The organism is Bacillus zhangzhouensis (assembly GCF_000715205.1).
Taxonomy (GTDB): domain Bacteria; phylum Bacillota; class Bacilli; order Bacillales; family Bacillaceae; genus Bacillus; species Bacillus zhangzhouensis.
On record NZ_JOTP01000001.1, the window covers coordinates 174,646 to 193,026 of the forward strand.

The 18,381-nt window shown below is 42.8% G+C and carries 23 protein-coding genes and 1 riboswitch; of the genes, 20 read left to right on the top strand and 3 right to left on the bottom strand.

Annotated elements, in window-relative coordinates; all coding sequences use genetic code 11:
- Nucleotides 1–63: 63 nt before the first annotated feature.
- A complete protein-coding gene (locus tag BA70_RS00885; protein ID WP_034316945.1) occupies nucleotides 64–315 on the top strand; it encodes a YusU family protein in 252 nt (83 codons plus the stop codon).
- 34 nt (nucleotides 316–349) lie between these two features.
- On the opposite strand, the gene BA70_RS00890 is transcribed toward BA70_RS00885, so the two are convergent.
- The 3 genes from BA70_RS00890 to BA70_RS19230 are packed head-to-tail and all read right to left on the bottom strand — an operon-like array spanning nucleotide 350 to nucleotide 1,124.
- Nucleotides 350–697 (bottom strand): spore coat protein, encoded by a 348-nt coding sequence (locus BA70_RS00890; RefSeq protein WP_034316948.1) that lies wholly within the window; start codon nucleotides 695–697, stop codon nucleotides 350–352.
- A gap of 11 nt (nucleotides 698–708) precedes the next feature.
- Nucleotides 709–942 carry a hypothetical protein gene (locus BA70_RS00895; protein WP_223250686.1) on the bottom strand — a complete coding sequence of 78 codons (234 nt, stop codon included), beginning with the start codon at nucleotides 940–942 and terminating at the stop codon, nucleotides 709–711.
- A 44-nt stretch (nucleotides 943–986) separates the two neighbouring features.
- Entirely contained in the window at nucleotides 987–1,124 is a 138-nt protein-coding gene (locus tag BA70_RS19230; RefSeq protein ID WP_003212904.1) for a YuzL family protein, read from the bottom strand.
- Between the two features lie 198 nt (nucleotides 1,125–1,322).
- On the opposite strand from BA70_RS19230, the gene BA70_RS00900 reads away from it, so the two are divergent.
- The 19 genes from BA70_RS00900 to sufB all read left to right on the top strand — a co-directional run bounded on the left by BA70_RS00900 (nucleotide 1,323) and on the right by sufB (nucleotide 18,272).
- On the top strand, nucleotides 1,323–3,710 hold the full coding sequence (locus BA70_RS00900; protein ID WP_034316951.1) for a 3-hydroxyacyl-CoA dehydrogenase/enoyl-CoA hydratase family protein: 2,388 nt from the start codon (nucleotides 1,323–1,325) through the stop codon (nucleotides 3,708–3,710).
- Between the two features lie 12 nt (nucleotides 3,711–3,722).
- On the top strand, nucleotides 3,723–4,898 hold the full coding sequence (locus BA70_RS00905) for an acetyl-CoA C-acetyltransferase (protein WP_034316953.1): 1,176 nt from the start codon (nucleotides 3,723–3,725) through the stop codon (nucleotides 4,896–4,898).
- Nucleotides 4,899–4,912: 14 nt separating this feature from the next.
- Nucleotides 4,913–6,694, top strand: coding sequence for an acyl-CoA dehydrogenase family protein (locus tag BA70_RS00910; protein WP_012011195.1), 1,782 nt, complete (start codon nucleotides 4,913–4,915; stop codon nucleotides 6,692–6,694).
- Nucleotides 6,695–6,803: 109 nt separating this feature from the next.
- A complete protein-coding gene (locus BA70_RS00915; protein ID WP_034317446.1) occupies nucleotides 6,804–7,160 on the top strand; it encodes an arsenate reductase family protein in 357 nt (118 codons plus the stop codon).
- Between the two features lie 66 nt (nucleotides 7,161–7,226).
- Nucleotides 7,227–7,610, top strand: a complete 384-nt coding sequence (gene gcvH, locus BA70_RS00920; RefSeq protein WP_008347039.1) for a glycine cleavage system protein GcvH — start codon at nucleotides 7,227–7,229, stop codon at nucleotides 7,608–7,610.
- 44 nt (nucleotides 7,611–7,654) lie between these two features.
- Nucleotides 7,655–7,891, top strand: coding sequence for a YusG family protein (locus tag BA70_RS00925; protein ID WP_034316955.1), 237 nt, complete (start codon nucleotides 7,655–7,657; stop codon nucleotides 7,889–7,891).
- Between the two features lie 131 nt (nucleotides 7,892–8,022).
- Nucleotides 8,023–8,367, top strand: coding sequence for a ribonuclease M5 (locus BA70_RS00930; RefSeq protein ID WP_034317449.1), 345 nt, complete (start codon nucleotides 8,023–8,025; stop codon nucleotides 8,365–8,367).
- A 12-nt stretch (nucleotides 8,368–8,379) separates the two neighbouring features.
- On the top strand, nucleotides 8,380–8,682 hold the full coding sequence (locus BA70_RS00935) for a thioredoxin family protein (protein ID WP_034316957.1): 303 nt from the start codon (nucleotides 8,380–8,382) through the stop codon (nucleotides 8,680–8,682).
- A gap of 120 nt (nucleotides 8,683–8,802) precedes the next feature.
- Nucleotides 8,803–9,144 (top strand): SCP2 sterol-binding domain-containing protein, encoded by a 342-nt coding sequence (locus BA70_RS00940; RefSeq protein WP_034316958.1) that lies wholly within the window; start codon nucleotides 8,803–8,805, stop codon nucleotides 9,142–9,144.
- A 102-nt stretch (nucleotides 9,145–9,246) separates the two neighbouring features.
- A riboswitch (SAM riboswitch) is annotated at nucleotides 9,247–9,355 on the top strand.
- A 155-nt stretch (nucleotides 9,356–9,510) separates the two neighbouring features.
- Nucleotides 9,511–10,536 (top strand): methionine ABC transporter ATP-binding protein, encoded by a 1,026-nt coding sequence (locus BA70_RS00945; RefSeq protein WP_034316963.1) that lies wholly within the window; start codon nucleotides 9,511–9,513, stop codon nucleotides 10,534–10,536.
- On the top strand, nucleotides 10,529–11,197 hold the full coding sequence (locus tag BA70_RS00950) for a methionine ABC transporter permease (protein ID WP_024423401.1): 669 nt from the start codon (nucleotides 10,529–10,531) through the stop codon (nucleotides 11,195–11,197). Before BA70_RS00945 ends, BA70_RS00950 begins: the two co-directional genes overlap by 8 nt.
- A gap of 14 nt (nucleotides 11,198–11,211) precedes the next feature.
- Nucleotides 11,212–12,033, top strand: coding sequence for a methionine ABC transporter substrate-binding lipoprotein MetQ (gene metQ, locus BA70_RS00955; RefSeq protein WP_034316965.1), 822 nt, complete (start codon nucleotides 11,212–11,214; stop codon nucleotides 12,031–12,033).
- 118 nt (nucleotides 12,034–12,151) lie between these two features.
- Nucleotides 12,152–12,520 carry a carboxymuconolactone decarboxylase family protein gene (locus tag BA70_RS00960; protein ID WP_003212803.1) on the top strand — a complete coding sequence of 123 codons (369 nt, stop codon included), beginning with the start codon at nucleotides 12,152–12,154 and terminating at the stop codon, nucleotides 12,518–12,520.
- 215 nt (nucleotides 12,521–12,735) lie between these two features.
- Nucleotides 12,736–12,873: a YuzK family famiily protein gene (locus tag BA70_RS20245; RefSeq protein WP_167331417.1), complete on the top strand. Its 138-nt coding sequence runs from the start codon at nucleotides 12,736–12,738 to the stop codon at nucleotides 12,871–12,873.
- 210 nt (nucleotides 12,874–13,083) lie between these two features.
- A complete protein-coding gene (sufC, locus tag BA70_RS00965) occupies nucleotides 13,084–13,869 on the top strand; it encodes a Fe-S cluster assembly ATPase SufC (RefSeq protein WP_034316968.1) in 786 nt (261 codons plus the stop codon).
- Between the two features lie 18 nt (nucleotides 13,870–13,887).
- On the top strand, nucleotides 13,888–15,201 hold the full coding sequence (gene sufD, locus BA70_RS00970; protein ID WP_034316971.1) for a Fe-S cluster assembly protein SufD: 1,314 nt from the start codon (nucleotides 13,888–13,890) through the stop codon (nucleotides 15,199–15,201).
- Nucleotides 15,201–16,421: a cysteine desulfurase gene (locus tag BA70_RS00975; RefSeq protein WP_034316974.1), complete on the top strand. Its 1,221-nt coding sequence runs from the start codon at nucleotides 15,201–15,203 to the stop codon at nucleotides 16,419–16,421. Before sufD ends, BA70_RS00975 begins: the two co-directional genes overlap by 1 nt.
- Complete coding sequence (gene sufU / locus BA70_RS00980; protein ID WP_012011181.1) at nucleotides 16,411–16,857, top strand: Fe-S cluster assembly sulfur transfer protein SufU; 447 nt, start codon at nucleotides 16,411–16,413, stop codon at nucleotides 16,855–16,857. Before BA70_RS00975 ends, sufU begins: the two co-directional genes overlap by 11 nt.
- 17 nt (nucleotides 16,858–16,874) lie before the next feature.
- The gene (gene sufB, locus BA70_RS00985) at nucleotides 16,875–18,272 is read left to right on the top strand and encodes a Fe-S cluster assembly protein SufB (protein ID WP_034316977.1); all 1,398 of its coding nucleotides are present in this window, start codon (nucleotides 16,875–16,877) and stop codon (nucleotides 18,270–18,272) included.
- Nucleotides 18,273–18,381 lie beyond the last annotated feature (109 nt).

Consider the following 18,381-nt stretch of genomic DNA (forward strand, 5'->3'; position numbering starts at 1 on the left):
AAAAGCCTGATATCTGTTACGCACAGAGTCAGGCTTTTTTCTTAAAAAGGGGGCGGAAAATGAATGGGAATTGAATTAGACGAAAAGCTTGAAGGCTTGCTTGATAAATATACAGAGCTGCTGCTTGGTGAAACGACCGAAGCACTGAAAAAAGATGTGAAACAGTGGGTGATCTACTCACATATTGCAAAAAGCATGCCGCCTTTAGCAAAGCATTTTAACGAAACGTATCCAGAGGCAAAAGAGGAGATCAAAGAAACCATTCAGCGGATCAAGCAACTGAATGAAGCACATCGAGCTAAAAAAGACCGATAAAAACCTGCCAGCATCATACTAGCAGGTTTTTTCTTTATGACATCTGTGATGATCCGTATGGAGATTGATCTGTCAGTGTTTGCTGGAATTTCTGGTGTGCTTGCTGGAGTTTTTGCTGGTCAGCCGCTTCAACAGAATACCAGCCATATCTGAACATGACATCATATAAATGTCTTTGTGTTTTCTGTGTTTCAAGCGCAATTCGCTGAATATCTTGGTAAAGAGATTCATGACTGAATTCATTGAGCGCTGTGTTATATCCACTTGTCATATATTTCTCAGTCGACAAGAGATCTGTGATAAAATCACGATCATTCATGTTTGTTGTCGCGGGAACCGGGGTTTGTTGATTCCCGATTTTTTGTTGGTTTTGCTGTTCCATGTTTTTTCCTCCTATTGCATAAAGCCAGTAGACTGGCCTTGCCCTGAGCTGCCTAAATGCTGAAGAATTTGTGTGTAATGCTGATGGTGCATTTGGCCCACTTGATTTAATTCTTGTTTCAATGTTTGGTCCTGGCAATGCTCGGCCATAAAGTGAGCCTTTTTCATGGCAATCAAATTCCAGTTCAACATATCCTCTAAGTACAAGGAATCCTTCACTGAAATGACTTGCGGGGGCATATTCATTTGCTGATTGTTCAAGTTGTGTTCCTCCTTACGATTTTGTTTCCTTACTGATTCTTTTTATATTGCTGATTTTGACTGGTCTTTTTCCCGCCTAGGTCTGCTTCCTGTGATGGACCTGCGTTTCCTTTTACACTTGCAGCACTTACGCCTGCTTTCGATGGATTTTTCTTCAATCGAGACATGTGGACATCACCTCCATTCTTACATTTCCCCCTCGTCTTTAATTCATACGCTGTAATGTCAAGCACAAGAGGATGTGAAAATTTTTGAAATCTGCTATTGAACTGTTTCGGAAAATCTTTTAAGATAAAGGAAGAGGTATTGTTTTTTTTGGACAAAAAATGAATGACTGTTCATTCAAAATGTTTAGGGGGATATTTATGGGCAAACATATTCGCAAGGCGGCTGTCATTGGTTCAGGTGTCATGGGCTCAGGCATTGCTGCGCATCTAGCCAATATCGGGATACCAGTAACATTGCTAGATATTGTGCCAAATGAACTGACAAAGGAAGAAACGGCAAAAAAGCGCACGCTTGATCACCCTAGTGTTCGGAATAGATTAAGTCAAGAAGCGATGAAAAAGTTGTTAAAGCAAAAGCCAGCACCTCTTACTTCAGCAAAAAACCTATCATACATCACACCCGGAAATCTCACAGACCACCTTTCCTTATTACATGACGCTGACTGGATTATTGAAGTCGTTACTGAAAAGCTCAGCATCAAAAAGCACGTATTCTCTCTCATCGACGAACACCGCAAAGAAGGCAGTATCGTATCAAGTAATACATCCGGAATTTCGGTTGAAAAAATGGCAGAAGGCCGATCAGAGGATTTTAAACGCCACTTCTTAGGCACCCATTTTTTTAACCCAGCTCGTTATTTAAAGCTTTTAGAAATCATTCCTATTCAAGAAACAGATCCAGAAGTACTTACATTTATGAAAACGTTTGGTGAGGATGTTCTCGGAAAGGGCGTTGTTGAAGCGAAAGATACGCCGAACTTTATTGCCAACCGTATTGGTACTTATGGACTACTTGTCACAGTGCGTGAAATGCTTGAGAACAAATACACAATCGGAGAAGTGGATTCTGTCACAGGTCCTCTCATTGGCAGACCGAAAAGTGCGACCTTCCGTACACTTGATGTGGTCGGACTCGACACGTTTTCTCATGTTGCCCGCAACGTATATGAACAGGTAGAAGGAAAGGAGAAGGATATTTTCCAGCTGCCTGAGTTCATTGAAAGAATGCTCGAAAAAGGGTGGATTGGCAGCAAGGCAGGGCAAGGATTTTATCAAAAAAATGGGAAGACCATTTTAGAGCTTGATCCTGTGACACTCACATATGGAGAACGGACGAAGCTGAAGGACCCAGGCATTGAGATGGCGAAGCAGCAAAAGGGAACAAAAGCAAAATTGAAAGCGCTTATTTATCAAGATGGGCGTGCAGGGCAATTGCTCTGGAACATGACGGCACCAGTACTTCTTTATTCAGCCCAACTCAAAGGCGAGATTGCGGATGATATCCAGTCCATCGATAACGCCATGAAATGGGGATTTGGCTGGCAGCATGGCCCATTCGAGCTATGGGATGCGATTGGTGTCAAAAAAGCTGCCAGTCGAATGGAAGCAGAAGGTCACAGCATCCCAGCATGGGTGCAAGATATGCTGTCAGAAGGACATGAAACATTCTATCAAGAGAATGCCGAAGGAGAGCGTGCTTTTTATCAAAATGGCGCTTATGAACAGGAGAAAGGAAACGAAAAGAATATTTCTTTAGCTAGATTGAAAAAGAAACAAGGTGTCATTTTCAAAAATACAGGTGCAAGCTTAATGGATATCGGTGATGATGTCGCCTTGCTTGAATTCCACTCTAAAAGCAATGCCATTGGGCTTGATGTCATTGATATGATCAATCGCGCTGTAGATGAAACGGAAAAGAATTATAAAGGGCTTGTCATCGGAAACCAAGGGAAGAACTTCTGTGTTGGCGCAAATCTTGCTCTGATTTTAATGGAAGCGCAGGACGATAATTTCTTTGAAATTGACTTTGTCATTCGCAGGTTCCAGCAGGTGATGATGAAGGTGAAATATAGCGAGCGTCCAGTCGTTGCTGCACCGTTCGGTATGACACTCGGAGGCGGAACAGAGGTGTGTCTGCCGGCAGCAGCTATTCAGGCGTCGAGTGAAGCATACATGGGTCTTGTCGAAGCGGGAGTTGGACTGATTCCAGGCGGCGGTGGAAACAAAGAATTATACCTTCGCCATCTGCAAGGATCAGCGAAGCCATCGCAGACCTCTATACAAGACGCCACGATGAAAACATTTGAAACAATTGCAATGGCGAAAGTATCCACTTCGGCAGAGGAAGCGCGGGATATGAACATGCTTCGTGCGAGTGACCGAATCAGTATGAACGGAGATCACTTGATCTATGATGCGAAACAACTTGTGCTCTCTCTTGATGAAGCGGGTTATCGTGCGCCGCTCAAGCAAAAGGTGCCCGTCATGGGAGAAACAGGCTATGCAGCGATGATATTGGCTGCTGAAAATATGAGATTGTCTGGATACATTTCAGAGCACGACATGACCATTGCGAAAAAGTTAGCTCATGTCATTTCTGGCGGTAAGTTGCCATTTGGTACAGAGGTGGATGAACAATACTTATTAGAGCTTGAAAGAGAAGCCTTTTTAAGTCTTGTAGGAGAAGTGAAATCACAGGCACGCATGCAGCACATGCTCGTCAAAGGAAAACCTTTACGTAACTAGGGGGGAGTCAAAATGAGAGAAGCAGTCATTGTGGCTGGCGCAAGAACACCAGTAGGGAAGGCCAAAAAAGGATCGTTAAAACATGTCAGGCCTGATGATATGGGCGCATTGTGTGTCAAAGAAACACTAAAGCGCGCGGGTGATTACGACGGGCAGATCGATGATTTGATTATCGGATGCGCGACGCCAGAAGCAGAGCAAGGGTTAAATGTGGCCCGGAATATTGGGGCATTAGCTGGGCTGCCTTATACGGTACCTGCCATCACCATTAACCGCTACTGTTCGTCTGGTCTTCAGTCTATCGCTTATGCGGGTGAACGAATCATGCTTGGTCAGGCAGAAACGATTTTAGCCGGAGGAGTCGAATCGATGTCGCAAGTCCCTATGATGGGTCATTCCATTCGTCCGAATGCTCTGTTGGCAGAGCAAGCGCCTGAATACTACATGAGCATGGGTCACACGGCGGAGCAAGTGGCGCAAAAGTATCAGGTCACACGTCAAGATCAAGACGCCTTTGCGGTGAGAAGTCATCAAAAGGCAGCAAAGGCATTGCAGGAAGGAAAATTTTCAGATGAAATTGTGCCCGTTGATGTAACGGAAAGACGGGTAGGAGAGCAATATCAATTAGAAGAACATCCATTTACGTTCTCACAGGATGAAGGCGTGAGAGCTGGCACAACAGAGGAAATTCTCTCAACCTTACGACCTGCTTTCTCAACAAAAGGCACGGTGACCGCAGGAAACTCTTCACAAACAAGTGACGGCGCTGCGTGTGTGATGATGATGGATCGAGAGAAAGCATCCTCACTTTCCATTCAGCCGCTCGCCAAGTTCAGAGCGTTTGCTGTTGGCGGTGTACCGCCTGAAGTGATGGGAATCGGTCCAATTGAAGCCATTCCACGTGCGCTGAAAATCGCTGGACTTGAGCTGAAAGATATCGGACTGTTTGAATTAAACGAAGCGTTTGCCTCTCAGGCCATTCAAGTCATTCGTCATTTAGGAATTGATGAAGAGAAAGTGAATGTCAATGGCGGGGCAATCGCGCTAGGACATCCGCTGGGCTGTACAGGAACGAAATTGACATTGTCACTCATTCATGAAATGAAACGGCGAAACGAGCAATTTGGCATCGTCACAATGTGTATCGGCGGGGGCATGGGAGCAGCAGGAATTTTTGAATTGATCTAAAGGGGGAAAACAGAATGAAAGCAATGGAAGAGGTAAAAAAGGGTGGAAGCTTCTTAATTGATGAAACGAATTATGAGCATATCTTTACACCAGAGGATTTCTCTGATGAGCATCAAATGATTGGAAAGACAACAGAGGATTATATTTTACAAGACGTTGTTCCATATATAGATCAAATTGAAAAGCATGAATTTGAGCATTCCGTCAGGCTTCTTAAAAAGGCTGGAGAGCTTGGGCTGCTAGGAGCTGACGTGCCTGAAGAATTTGGCGGGCTTGGATTAGATAAAATCAGTTCAGCCATTATTACCGAGAAATTCTCCAGAGCAGGGAGCTTCTCGCTTTCCTATGGCGCCCATGTCGGCATTGGATCTCTGCCAATCGTACTGTTCGGAAATCAAGCGCAAAAGGAAACATATCTGCCAGGACTCGCTTCTGGAGAAACAATTGCGGCGTACGCCCTAACTGAACCAGGATCAGGCTCTGACGCTCTTGGAGCAAAGACAACTGCGGTGTTAAATGAAGCCGGAACCCATTATGTGTTGAATGGGGAAAAACAGTGGATCACAAACTCCGCATTTGCCGACGTCTTTGTCGTATATGCGAAGATTGATGGTGAACACTTCTCTGCTTTTATCGTAGAAAAGGATTTCCCTGGTGTCAAAACGGGACCTGAAGAGAAAAAGATGGGCATTAAAGGGTCCTCAACGAGAACGTTAATCCTTGAGGATGCTCAAGTGCCAAAAGAGAATTTACTAGGTGAGGCTGGCAGAGGTCATGTCATTGCCTTTAACATTTTAAATATCGGTCGCTATAAGCTTGCTGTCGGGACAGTTGGCGCTTCAAAACGTGTCATTCAATTATCGGCAGAATACGCAAACCAGCGTAAGCAATTCCAAACGCCCATTTCTCGATTTAGCTTAATTGGTGAAAAAGTAGCCAACATGTCGGCAAAGCTCTATGCGATGGAAAGTGCTGTTTACCGCACAGTCGGATTATTTGAACAGCGCATGGGTCTATTAAGTGAAGAAGACCAAAAGGACGGCAAACAAATTGCCCAGTCCATTGCAGAATATGCAATTGAATGCTCTCTTTGTAAAGTGCTTGGCTCTGAAACTTTAGACTATATTGCGGACGAGGGTGTGCAGATTCACGGCGGATATGGATTCATGCAAGAATACGAGGTCGAAAGAGCCTATCGTGACTCACGGATTAACCGTATTTTTGAAGGGACAAACGAAATCAACCGTCTGCTAGTTCCAGGCACATTCCTGAAGAAAGCGATGAAGGGAGAGCTTCCGCTTCTTCAAAAGGCGCAAACCTTACAGGAAGAGCTTATGATGATGATGCCGGAAGAGCCGGGTGATCAGCCGCTCGATCAAGAAAAATATTTGCTTGCCCATGCGAAAAAGATCGCTTTAATGGTATCTGGAATGGCGGCAATGAAGTATGGAAAAGCGTTAGACAAAGAGCAAGAGATTCTTGTGAACATAGCGGATATCGTCAATGAAATTTTTGCGGCTGAATCGGCGATTCTGCGTACTGAAAAGGCAATCGCTGCATCAGGGCTAGATAAGAATACTCAAAAGCTTGCTTACACACAAATTTTCACGCAGGAGGCCTTCTTAAAAATTGAAGCTCATGCAAAAGAATCCTTGATCGCAATGGAAGAAGGAGATGCACTCCGCATGAGTCTGTCAGCCCTTCGCAAACTGACAAGATTCACCCCGATTAATGTCATCGCCAAAAAGCGCGAAGTGGCGAAACGAATCTTTGAAGCAGAGAAATATATCGTATAAGACGGCTAAAAGGTGCGGATATCACTCCGCACCTTTTTGTAAGCATACATTTAGGTTTTTAAAATATTTTGTGATAAAATGTTGTCACAATTTGCAGGAGGTGAAAATGGTGGCTTTAGATTTTTACGAATACCCATCTTGCGGTACATGCCGAAAAGCAAAAAAATGGCTGGAAGAACACAATAAAGACATCAACAGCATACATATCGTCGAAGAGACGCCTGATAAAGAAACCCTAAAAGCCCTTTACGAAAAAAGTGGTTTAGAGCTGAAGAAATTCTTTAATACAAGCGGACAGAAATACCGGGAGCTACAACTGAAAGATCAACTTCCTGCAATGTCAGAGGACGAGCAGCTAGAATTACTCGCGTCTAACGGAATGCTAATCAAGCGTCCGATTACAACAGACGGTAAAAGAGTCACGGTTGGATTTAATGAAGATACATTTAAAAGCGTCTGGAAATGATGTAACTTTCATTCAGATTGTGGTATCTTCAATATAGACGGAAAGAAAAGACTGGAGGGGTATTGAATGAGCACACCAAAAGATTTACGTTATTCAGAAGAACATGAATGGGTCAAAGTAGAAGGAGATAAGGTGCGTATCGGTATTACGCATTTTGCTCAATCTGAGTTAGGCGATATCGTGTTCGTTGAGCTTCCTGAAGTAGGAGACAAAATCACAGCGGACGAGCCTTTCGGAAGTGTAGAATCAGTCAAAACTGTTTCTGAACTTTATGCACCGATCAACGGCACAATCGTTGAAGTGAACGATGAGCTGGATGACAGCCCGGAATTCGTGAATGACTCTCCATACGAAAAAGCATGGATGATTGTTGTAGAACCAGCTGATGCATCTGAAATCGAGAACTTAATGACAGCGGAACAATACGAAGAAATGACAAAAGAAGACTAATTTATGTGAAATTGGACACTCTACCTTTATGGGGGGTGTCCAATTTGTCTTTTCAAAAAGAACAGGTGGATATAACAGAACATGTCACTGGGCGATTCAAAGAAAGCGGCATGGTGCTTTATCATCAAAATGAAGAGATTGGCACGATGATTAGTGAAAATCAATATGAGTTGAAATCGGGTTATTCCTATGATCAAAATCGTTTTTATCGTCTGTCAGATACATTGACCCACGGGACAGAACAATATGTAGACTGTGACGATGAAAATGGCTGGTGCTAATCACAGTTAAGGCTGCAGTGAGTGAGTGCTGCAGTCTTTTTGTCGACCAAGTGCCCGATCTTTACAAGCTGAATGAAAGATTGTAATCTAAGGAAGAAGTGAATCAACGTCAAAAGGGCCGGGTGATCGTGATGAACGTCGAGATAGAGAAGGTCATCATTGTAGAAGGTAAATCAGACAAACAAAAGCTAAAAGAAGTCATTAGTGAACCTGTTACCATCATTTGCACCAATGGCACGATCAGTACATCGAAGCTGGATCAGCTCGTGGACGATTTATTGGGAAAAGACGTTTACATATTAGCAGACAGTGACGATGCTGGCGACAAACTGAGGAAGCAATTTCGAAAAGAATTCCCTGAAGCACTTCATCTGTTTGTCGACAGAACGTACCGTGAAGTGGCCGCTTCACCGTCAGCCCACATTGCATCTATCCTATTAGCTGCAAACATTGATGTTCATTCGAAATATTTATGAGGGTGGACGTAGATGAAAGAGATTGAAGAACATGAATTCAAGGAGATAGAGGACGAATTATTTCTTTTGTACTTATATACACCGTTTTGCGGAACATGCCAGCTGGCAAAGAAAATGCTCACAGTGGTAGATGCCATGCAGCCGGATGTTCCATTTTATGAGAACAATTTAAACTACTCACCAGGCTTTGCGAAAGCATTTGAAATCGAAAGTGTACCTTGCTTTCTACTGTTTAAAAAAGGTGAAATTATACAAAAAGGCTATGCCTTTCACTCAGTTCCATATCTTCATGAAATGATCGAAACCGCTAAATAAAGCGGTTTTTTGTCATATTTCAAGCAATTCATTTGAAAATTTGTCGAGCTATTTATAAAGGACAAGCCGATGTTTGTAGAGAAATGTTATGTATAACCAAATGACAGGGAGGTTATACATGTGGAAAAAGTGAAAGCCCATGGAAACGCAGGGCAGCGATTATTGCTAAAGCCGCTACTCTCCTCCTCATCCTTGAAGATTACATTTGAGGCGGAAACTGACTCTTGTACATTGATTGTGGATGAACGTGGTGAAGTGAAGAAACTACCTGCAATTGAGTTATCGGATCTCATTTTTTATGGTGAGAGGAAAGAAATTCTTCAATTATTAGATGGAGATATGTCCTTGCAGCAGCTCATTGGCAGGGGACAAGTGAAAGTAAAAGGGTCATTCCGTGCGCTCCTAAGACTAGAGGCGGTACTTTGGCTGACGAACGGTTTTTTTCGAAAAATGATAACTTAGTCGTTTACTTGGAAATTAGCGATTTACAGCGTTGACATATCTCGGGTAGCATGATATTCTACGTTAGTAAAAACATCAACATCACATAAAACAACATATTTTCTCTTATTAAGAGAGGTGGAGGGACGTGCCCTATGAAACCCGGCAACCGTCAGCATAGCTGAAATTGGTGCCAATTCACTCAAAGCCGCAACGCTTTGAAAGATGAGAGAAAGGCGTATTTGAAATAAAAGGCCTTTCTGCTTGCGTTGCAGTTAGGTCTTTTTTACTGACCTGGCAACAGGCTAGAGTCATGACAGCACGAAGAATAAATGAACGTATGTGATGGCAACCTATAGATTCAGCAAGAAAGCAGGTGAACAGACTGTGATCCATTTACAGAATGTATCAAAAACGTACCACTCAAAAAGCGGAAATGTTGATGCCGTGAAAGACGTCAACTTGGATATTGGTAAAGGTGAAATATTCGGAATTATCGGGTATAGTGGTGCCGGAAAAAGCTCGCTTATTCGCCTATTAAACGGTCTGGAGCTGCCAACAGCAGGAATTGTTGAAGTGGCAGGCAACCGGATCAATGAAGTATCGAATGCGAAACTTCGGAAAGCAAGACAGGAAATCAGCATGATTTTCCAGCACTTTAACCTACTCTGGTCAAGAACAGTGCGACAAAATATTATGTTCCCGCTCGAAATTGCAGGTGTTCCGACGTCAAAACGGAGAGCCCGTGCAAATGAACTTATTAAATTGGTCGGTTTAGAAGGAAAAGAAAATGCTTATCCTTCTCAGCTAAGTGGTGGACAAAAGCAGCGTGTGGGTATTGCGAGAGCATTAGCGAATGATCCAAAGGTTCTTCTATGTGACGAAGCAACATCTGCACTTGATCCACAAACAACAGATTCCATCCTTGATCTTTTAGCTGATATCAATAAACGATTAGGGCTGACAATTGTGCTCATCACACACGAAATGCACGTCATTCGCAAAATCTGTCATCGTGTGGCAGTGATGGAGAATGGACGCATTGTCGAAGAAGGTGAAGTATTACGCGTCTTCAGACAGCCGAAGGAAGAAATGACGAAGCGATTTGTAAAACAGCTTGCTGAACCAGAGGAAGCGAAAGAAACAATCGAGCACGTCTTAGAGCGTGTAAAAGAAGGTCAGGTCGTACGGTTGTCCTTTATTGGCGATTCTGCCGAGCAACCGCTCATCACTGAAATCATTCGATCCTTCAAGGTCGATGTAAACATCCTTCAAGGAAAGATTTCTCAAACGCAGGAAGGCGCGTTTGGAACACTCTTTATCCATATAAATGGAGAAGAGACCGAGGTAGAAAAAGCCATCGCCTATATCCAAAGCAAACAGGTTGAAATTGAGGTGATGACACATGTTTGAGAAATGGTTTCCGAACGTTGACCTAGACGTCATCTGGAGTGCAACAGGTGAAACAGTGTATATGACACTCATTTCATTGGCATTTGCTTTTGCAATCGGGATTATCCTAGGACTCCTGCTCTTCCTTACAGGAAAAGGCGGTCTTTGGGAAAATAAACCGATCAATGCTGTCATCGGTGCAGTCGTCAACATTTTCAGATCGATTCCTTTTATCATTTTAATCATTCTATTATTAGGGTTTACGAAATTCTTAATGCATACAATTCTAGGTCCAAATGCAGCACTCCCTGCCCTTGTCATTGGGTCAGCTCCATTCTATGCACGTCTTGTTGAAATTGCACTGCGTGAGGTAGACAAAGGAGTCATTGAAGCAGCACGGTCAATGGGAGCGAAAACGTCGACCATCATTTTCAAAGTATTGCTGCCAGAATCATTGCCAGCCCTCATTTCAGGTATTACCGTAACAGCGATTGCTTTAATTGGCTCAACTGCGATTGCAGGTGCAATTGGAGCAGGCGGACTTGGTGACCTTGCTTATGTGGAAGGATACCAATCTGGTAATACAGATGTCACACTTGTAGCTACTGTGTTTATTCTCATCATCGTCTTTATTATTCAAATAATCGGTGATTTGATTACAAATAAAATTGATAAACGTTAAGGGAGGATTTATTCATGAAGAAATTGATTTTAAGTGCACTATTTCTAGCATTTGCAGGCATTTTAGCTGCATGCGGTTCATCTAATAACGCAAGTGATAGCAAAACCATTACGGTTGCCGCTTCAAAAACACCACATGCCGAAATTCTTGAAGAAGCAAAACCACTTCTAAAAGAAAAAGGCTACGATCTAAAAGTGAAAGTACTTAGTGATTATAAAATGTACAACAAAGCGTTAGCTGAAAAAGAAGTGGATGCAAACTTTTTCCAACATATCCCTTACTTAAATGAAGAAAATAAATCAAACAAAGATTATAACCTAGTAAGTGCTGGTGCTGTTCACCTTGAGCCTTTTGGTATCTACTCTAAGAAATACAAATCAGTCAAAGAGATTCCAAACGGCGGAACGATCATCATGACAAACAACGTAGCTGAACAAGGCCGTATGCTTGCACTATTGCAAAATGCTGGTGTCATTAAGATTGATCCTAAAGTTGATACAATCAACGCAACAGTAAAGAACATTAAAGAAAACCCGAAGAACCTAAAGTTCAAAAAAATCGCTCCTGAACTAACAGCGAAAGCTTATGAAAACAGTGAAGGCGATGCCGTGTTTATTAACGTCAACTATGCGATTCAAAATAAATTGAATCCGAAAAAAGATTCAATTGAACTTGAGCAAACAAAGAACAACCCGTATGCAAACATCGTGGCGGTTCGCAAAGGTGAAGAAAAATCAGATAAGATCAAGACATTAATGGAAGTTCTTCACTCTGATAAAATCAAAGAATTCATCGACAAAAAATATGACGGTGCCGTTCTGCCTGTATCTGAATAATGTATCTAGCTGACACGCTACAAAACCTCGCTTACATCAAAGCGAGGTTTTTTTGTGTATTTTTTCAAATCTCGCTCATAATAAAAACGTACAAATGACCTGAAGGGATGGAATGAAGATGAATGAACAGCATATGAGCGGATCCATGCAGCAATCACTGACTGATTATAAAACGGCAATGGGTGAATTTCAGAAGAAAATGCCGGTGTTTGGGAAGAAATTCAATGAATTCACGGAGCAGTGCTTTCAGAGCGATTCATTAACGCAAAAGGAAAAACAAATGATTGCCCTTGGCATCAGTATTCATGCACAGGATGAATACTGCATGATTTATCATACAAAGGGAGCGCTCGATCAAGGGGCGACAGAAGAGAATTTACTAGAGGTCGTTAGTGTGGCGGCAGCGTTCGGAGGCGGGGCAGCCCTTAGCCAAGGAATCACTGTCGTTCAGCAATGTATTGATGAATTTGGAGGACAGACGCATTAATAGAAGGAAAACATGGTATCTTTCCATCTCGGAGAGTTGAGTGCTTCTCATCCGAGTGTGTGAGAAAATATGCCAGCATAACGCGTTATATCCCTTTTGAGTGAAGCAGCATTCCTTTGATATAATAAAGCTACACTAAAAGAAGGGAATGGTTTATTATTTGTTCGGACCAGAGTACACTGGGATTGGATTATACCGCCGAGATGGAAAAGGCCATGCATAAATCTCATGGCATGAGCTATGCAGAGTACGAAAGAGACCATGACTTACGGATGAAAGTGGAATATAAACGAGAGCAGTCCTATCGAGATGAGAAAAGGCAGCTCGCAAAAATGAATATACGAGGCTATTGATAGCTAAGGGGCGGGGAGAACAGTTTCCCGTCCTTTCTTTATGGAAACAGTCTTTTCGACATAAATCCTTTTATCTACCTGCATTTTTTGTTAGAATTTTGAGAGCATCCTCTCACGCATATCGTGAATGTGTTGTATTCAGTTTTAATTTGTTATAAAATTAGAATGAGAATAAATTGAGAATAATGATTATTTTGGAGGTATCGATATATGACTGCTTCGACATTAACAATTAAGGACTTGCACGTTGAGATTGAAGGGAAAGAAATCTTAAAGGGTGTAAACCTCGAGATAAAAGGTGGAGAATTCCACGCAGTAATGGGACCAAACGGTACAGGTAAATCAACTTTATCTGCTGCCATTATGGGTCACCCGAAATATGAAGTCACAAAAGGTAGCATCTTGCTTGATGGCGAAGATGTACTTGAAATGGAAGTAGATGAGCGCGCTCAAGCAGGTCTTTTTCTTGCGATGCAATACCCATCTGAAATCAGCGGTGTGACAAATGCTGACTTCCTTCGTTCTGCTATTAACGCACGCAGAGAAGAAGGCGATGAAATCTCTCTTATGAAATTCATCCGCAAAATGGACGAAAACATGGAGTTCCTTGAAATGGACCCAGATATGGCACAGCGCTACCTAAACGAAGGATTCTCAGGCGGGGAGAAAAAACGCAACGAAATTCTTCAATTAATGATGATTGAACCAAAGATCGCCATCCTTGACGAAATCGATTCTGGTCTTGATATCGATGCCTTGAAAGTTGTTTCTAAAGGAATTAATCAAATGCGCGGCGAAAGCTTCGGCTGCTTAATGATCACTCACTATCAGCGTCTACTGAACTACATCACACCAGATCATGTCCATGTGATGATGCAAGGACGTATCGTGAAATCTGGCGGACCAGAGCTTGCACAGCGTTTAGAAGCAGAAGGCTATGACTGGATTAAAAAAGAGTTAGGAATTGAAGACGAAACTGTTGGTCAAGAAGCGTAAGCGTTAGGAGGATTATTGATGACATTAGAAACGAAATTATCAGTAGATCAAGATTATGTCAAAAGCTTCTCCAAGAAGCATCAGGAACCGGCATGGATGAGTTCCCTTCGCTTACAAGCTCTTGAAAAAGCAGAAGATCTCCCAATGCCAAAGCCTGACAAAACGAACATTTCAAAATGGAATTTAACCAATTTCAAACAGCATACAGTCGAAAGTGCGCCATTTGCATCATTAGAAGAGCTTCCAGAAGAAGTGAAATCGCTGATTGATCTAGAGGACACGGATAAGACGGTCTACATTCAGCGTGATCAAACGCCAGCATACTTGTCTCTTTCAGCTGAAGCAAAAGACAAAGGCGTGATCTTCACTGATATTCATACAGCGATCCGCGAACATTCAGATTTAGTGGAAAAATATTTCATGACAGACGCGGTGAAAGTGGATGAGCATAAACTAACAGCTTTACACGCTGCTTTAGTTAATGGTGGAGCTTTCCTCTATGTACCGAAAAATGTAGAGCTTGAAGCACCAATTCAAGCAGTCTACCTTCATGAAAATGACGAAACCACTTTGTTCAACCATGTCATTGTCGTAGCGGACGATCATAGTGCTGTCACATATGTAGAAAACTACATTAGTACTGCAAAGCCGGAAGAAGCGATCTTCAACATCGTTTCTGAAGTATTTACAGGAGCAAATGCTCGCGTCACATACGGTGCAGTAGATAACCTTGCAGAAGGTGTCACAGTGTATGTGAACAGACGCGGTATGGCAAATGGCCGTGACAGTAAAATCGAATGGGCGCTTGGCCTTATGAATGATGGAGACGTAGTGTCTGAAAACATTACAAAGCTCATAGGCGATGGCACATTCGGTGATACGAAATCAGTTGTTGTTGGCCGCGGGAATCAAACGGAAAACTTTACAACAAGCATCATCCACTTCGGTAAAAACTCTGAAGGGTATATCTTGAAGCATGGTGTGATGAAGGATCAAGCATCCTCTATCTTTAACGGAATTGGTAAAATCGAGCATGGTGCAACGAAGTCAAATGCAGAACAGGAATCACGTGTCCTCATGCTGAGTGAGAAAGCACGCGGTGACGCAAACCCAATTCTTTTAATCGATGAAGATGATGTAACAGCAGGGCACGCTGCTTCTGTTGGACGTGTAGATCCAATTCAATTGTATTACCTCATGAGCCGCGGGGTTTCCAAAGAAGATGCAGAAAGACTTGTCATTTATGGCTTCTTAAATCCAGTTGTCAAAGAACTGCCGATTGAAGGAGTTAAAAAGCAGCTCGTTTCTGTGATTGAAAGGAAAGTAAAATAATGAATATCAAAGACGTTCGTGAGCAGTTTCCAATCCTTCATCAGCAAGTGAACGGACATGATTTGGTGTATTTGGACAGTGCGGCGACTTCTCAAAAACCAAGAGTGGTCATTGATGCAATGAATGAGTATTACCGGTCTTATAACTCGAACGTCCACCGGGGTGTTCATACCCTTGGCACAAAAGCAACGGACGCATACGAGGGTGCCAGAGAGAAAGTTCGTGCATTCATCCGTGCTTCATCTGTCCAGGAGATTATTTTTACTAGAGGTACAACAACAGCACTGAACACAGTGGCGATCAGCTATGCAAGAGCAAACCTCAAAGAAGGCGATGAGATTGTCATTACGCACATGGAGCATCATGCGAATATCATCCCTTGGCAGCAAGCAGCAAAAGCAACTGGCGCCACATTAAAATATATTCCCTTACAGGAAGACGGCACGCTATCGCTTGAAGATGTGAAGCAAACGATCACACATCAAACGAAAATTGTCGCTGTCACACATGTCTCAAACGTACTAGGAACCATCAACCCGATTAAAGAGATCGCCAAAATTGCGCACGATCATGGTGCCATTATTGTTGTCGATGGTGCGCAAAGTACCCCACACATGCAAATTGATGTTCAGGATCTAGATTGTGACTTTTTCGCATTCTCTGGGCATAAAATGTGTGGACCGACTGGTATCGGTGTGCTTTACGGGAAGAAGGACCTTTTGAATAATATGGAGCCTGCTGAGTTTGGCGGTGAAATGATCGACTTTGTGGATCTGTATGATTCCACTTGGAAAGAGCTGCCGTGGAAATTTGAAGCGGGAACACCGATTATTGCAGGAGCAGTTGGACTAGGAAAAGCGATTGATTTCTTAAATGAAATCGGTATGGAGGAAGTCAGCCGTTACGAGCATCAGCTTGCCACTTACGCGCTTGAGCGCTTTAAGGAGCTTGAAGGTGCGACTGTTTATGGACCGCAGCACCGGGCTGGACTTGTGACGTTTAACTTAGACGACGTCCATCCGCATGATGCGTCAACTGTTCTGGATACAGAAGGTGTCGCCATTCGTGCTGGACATCACTGTGCACAGCCGCTCATGAAATGGCTTGGTGTATCAGCGACTGCAAGGGCAAGCTTCTATTTGTACAATACAGAAGAAGAGATTGACAAACTCATTGCAGCGCTCCGTAAGACAAAGGAGTATTTTACGAATGTCTTTTAATGTAAACTTAGACACACTGTATAGACAAGTGATTATGGATCATTATAAAAATCCGAGAAACAAAGGTGTGTTAAACGACAGCATTGTCGTCGATATGAACAACCCAACGTGTGGTGACCGCATTCGTCTTACGATGAAAATCGAGGACGAAAAAGTCACTGATGCGAAATTTGAAGGAGAAGGATGCTCTATTTCGATGGCATCTGCCTCTATGATGACGCAGGCGATTAAAGGGAAAGATATTGAAACAGCTTTGAAAATGTCTCAGATTTTCTCCGATATGATGCTAGGAAAAGAATACGACGATTCCATTGATCTTGGTGACATTGAGGCGCTGCAGGGAGTGGCAAAATTCCCAGCACGCATCAAATGTGCAACATTATCCTGGAAGGCGCTTGAAAAAGGCGCATCTGCCGAAGATAACGGCAAATCATAAGATTGGAGTGAAAATGGATGGCTAAAAAAATGCCAGATGTTGGTGAATATAAATACGGCTTTTCTGATAAAGACGTTTCCATTTTCCGTTCAGAGCGCGGACTGACAAAAGAGATCGTTGAAGAAATTTCTCGTATGAAAGATGAGCCTCAGTGGATGCTCGACTTCCGTTTGAAATCTCTTGAGCACTTTTACAACATGCCGATGCCACAATGGGGCGGAGATTTAAATGCATTAAACTTTGATGAAATTACGTACTACGTAAAGCCATCTGAGCGTTCTGAGCGTTCTTGGGATGAAGTACCAGAAGAAATCAAACAAACCTTTGATAAGCTTGGGATCCCAGAAGCAGAACAAAAGTATTTAGCAGGTGTATCTGCTCAGTATGAATCTGAAGTTGTGTATCACAATATGAAGCAAGACCTTGAAGATCTAGGCATTGTGTTTAAAGATACAGACAGTGCATTAAAAGAGAACGAAGATCTTTTCCGTGAGCACTGGGCAAAAGTCATTCCTCCGACTGACAACAAATTTGCTGCGCTTAACTCGGCTGTATGGTCTGGTGGTTCCTTTATCTACGTACCAAAAGGAATTAAAGTAGATACGCCACTTCAAGCATACTTCCGTATTAACTCTGAAAACATGGGTCAGTTCGAGCGTACACTGATCATCGTAGACGAAGGCGCACATGTGCATTATGTAGAAGGCTGTACAGCACCAGTTTACACAACAAACTCACTTCACAGTGCGGTAGTTGAAATCATCGTGAAAAAAGGCGGCTACTGCCGTTATACAACGATTCAAAACTGGGCAAACAACGTCTTCAACCTTGTGACAAAACGTACGGTATGTGAAGAGAATGCGACAATGGAATGGATTGATGGTAACATCGGTTCTAAGCTGACAATGAAATACCCAGCGGTTATCCTAAAAGGTGAAGGCGCTCGTGGTATGACATTAAGTATTGCCCTAGCAGGTAAAGGTCAGCACCAAGATGCAGGTGCAAAAATGATTCACCTTGCACCAAACACATCTTCAACGATCGTATCGAAATCGATTTCCAAACAAGGCGGGAAAGTCACATACCGCGGAATCGTTCACTTCGGACGCAAAGCAGAGGGTGCACGCTCAAACATCGAGTGTGACACACTCATCATGGATAACAAATCAACATCTGATACAATCCCTTACAATGAAATCTTAAACGACAACATTTCATTAGAGCACGAAGCAAAGGTATCAAAAGTATCAGAAGAGCAGCTATTCTACTTGATGAGCCGCGGAATTTCTGAAGAAGAAGCAACAGAAATGATCGTCATGGGCTTCATCGAGCCATTCACAAAAGAACTACCAATGGAATACGCCGTTGAAATGAACCGCTTGATTAAGTTCGAGATGGAAGGTTCGATTGGATAACCTTTATATATCAAAGGTTTGAGGGGTTGCATCCCGCGCCAACTTGGTGTCGTGCCAAGTTGAAATTATCTTTTAGGTAGGAGGCGAACTTTTTAAGTTCGTCTTCTTC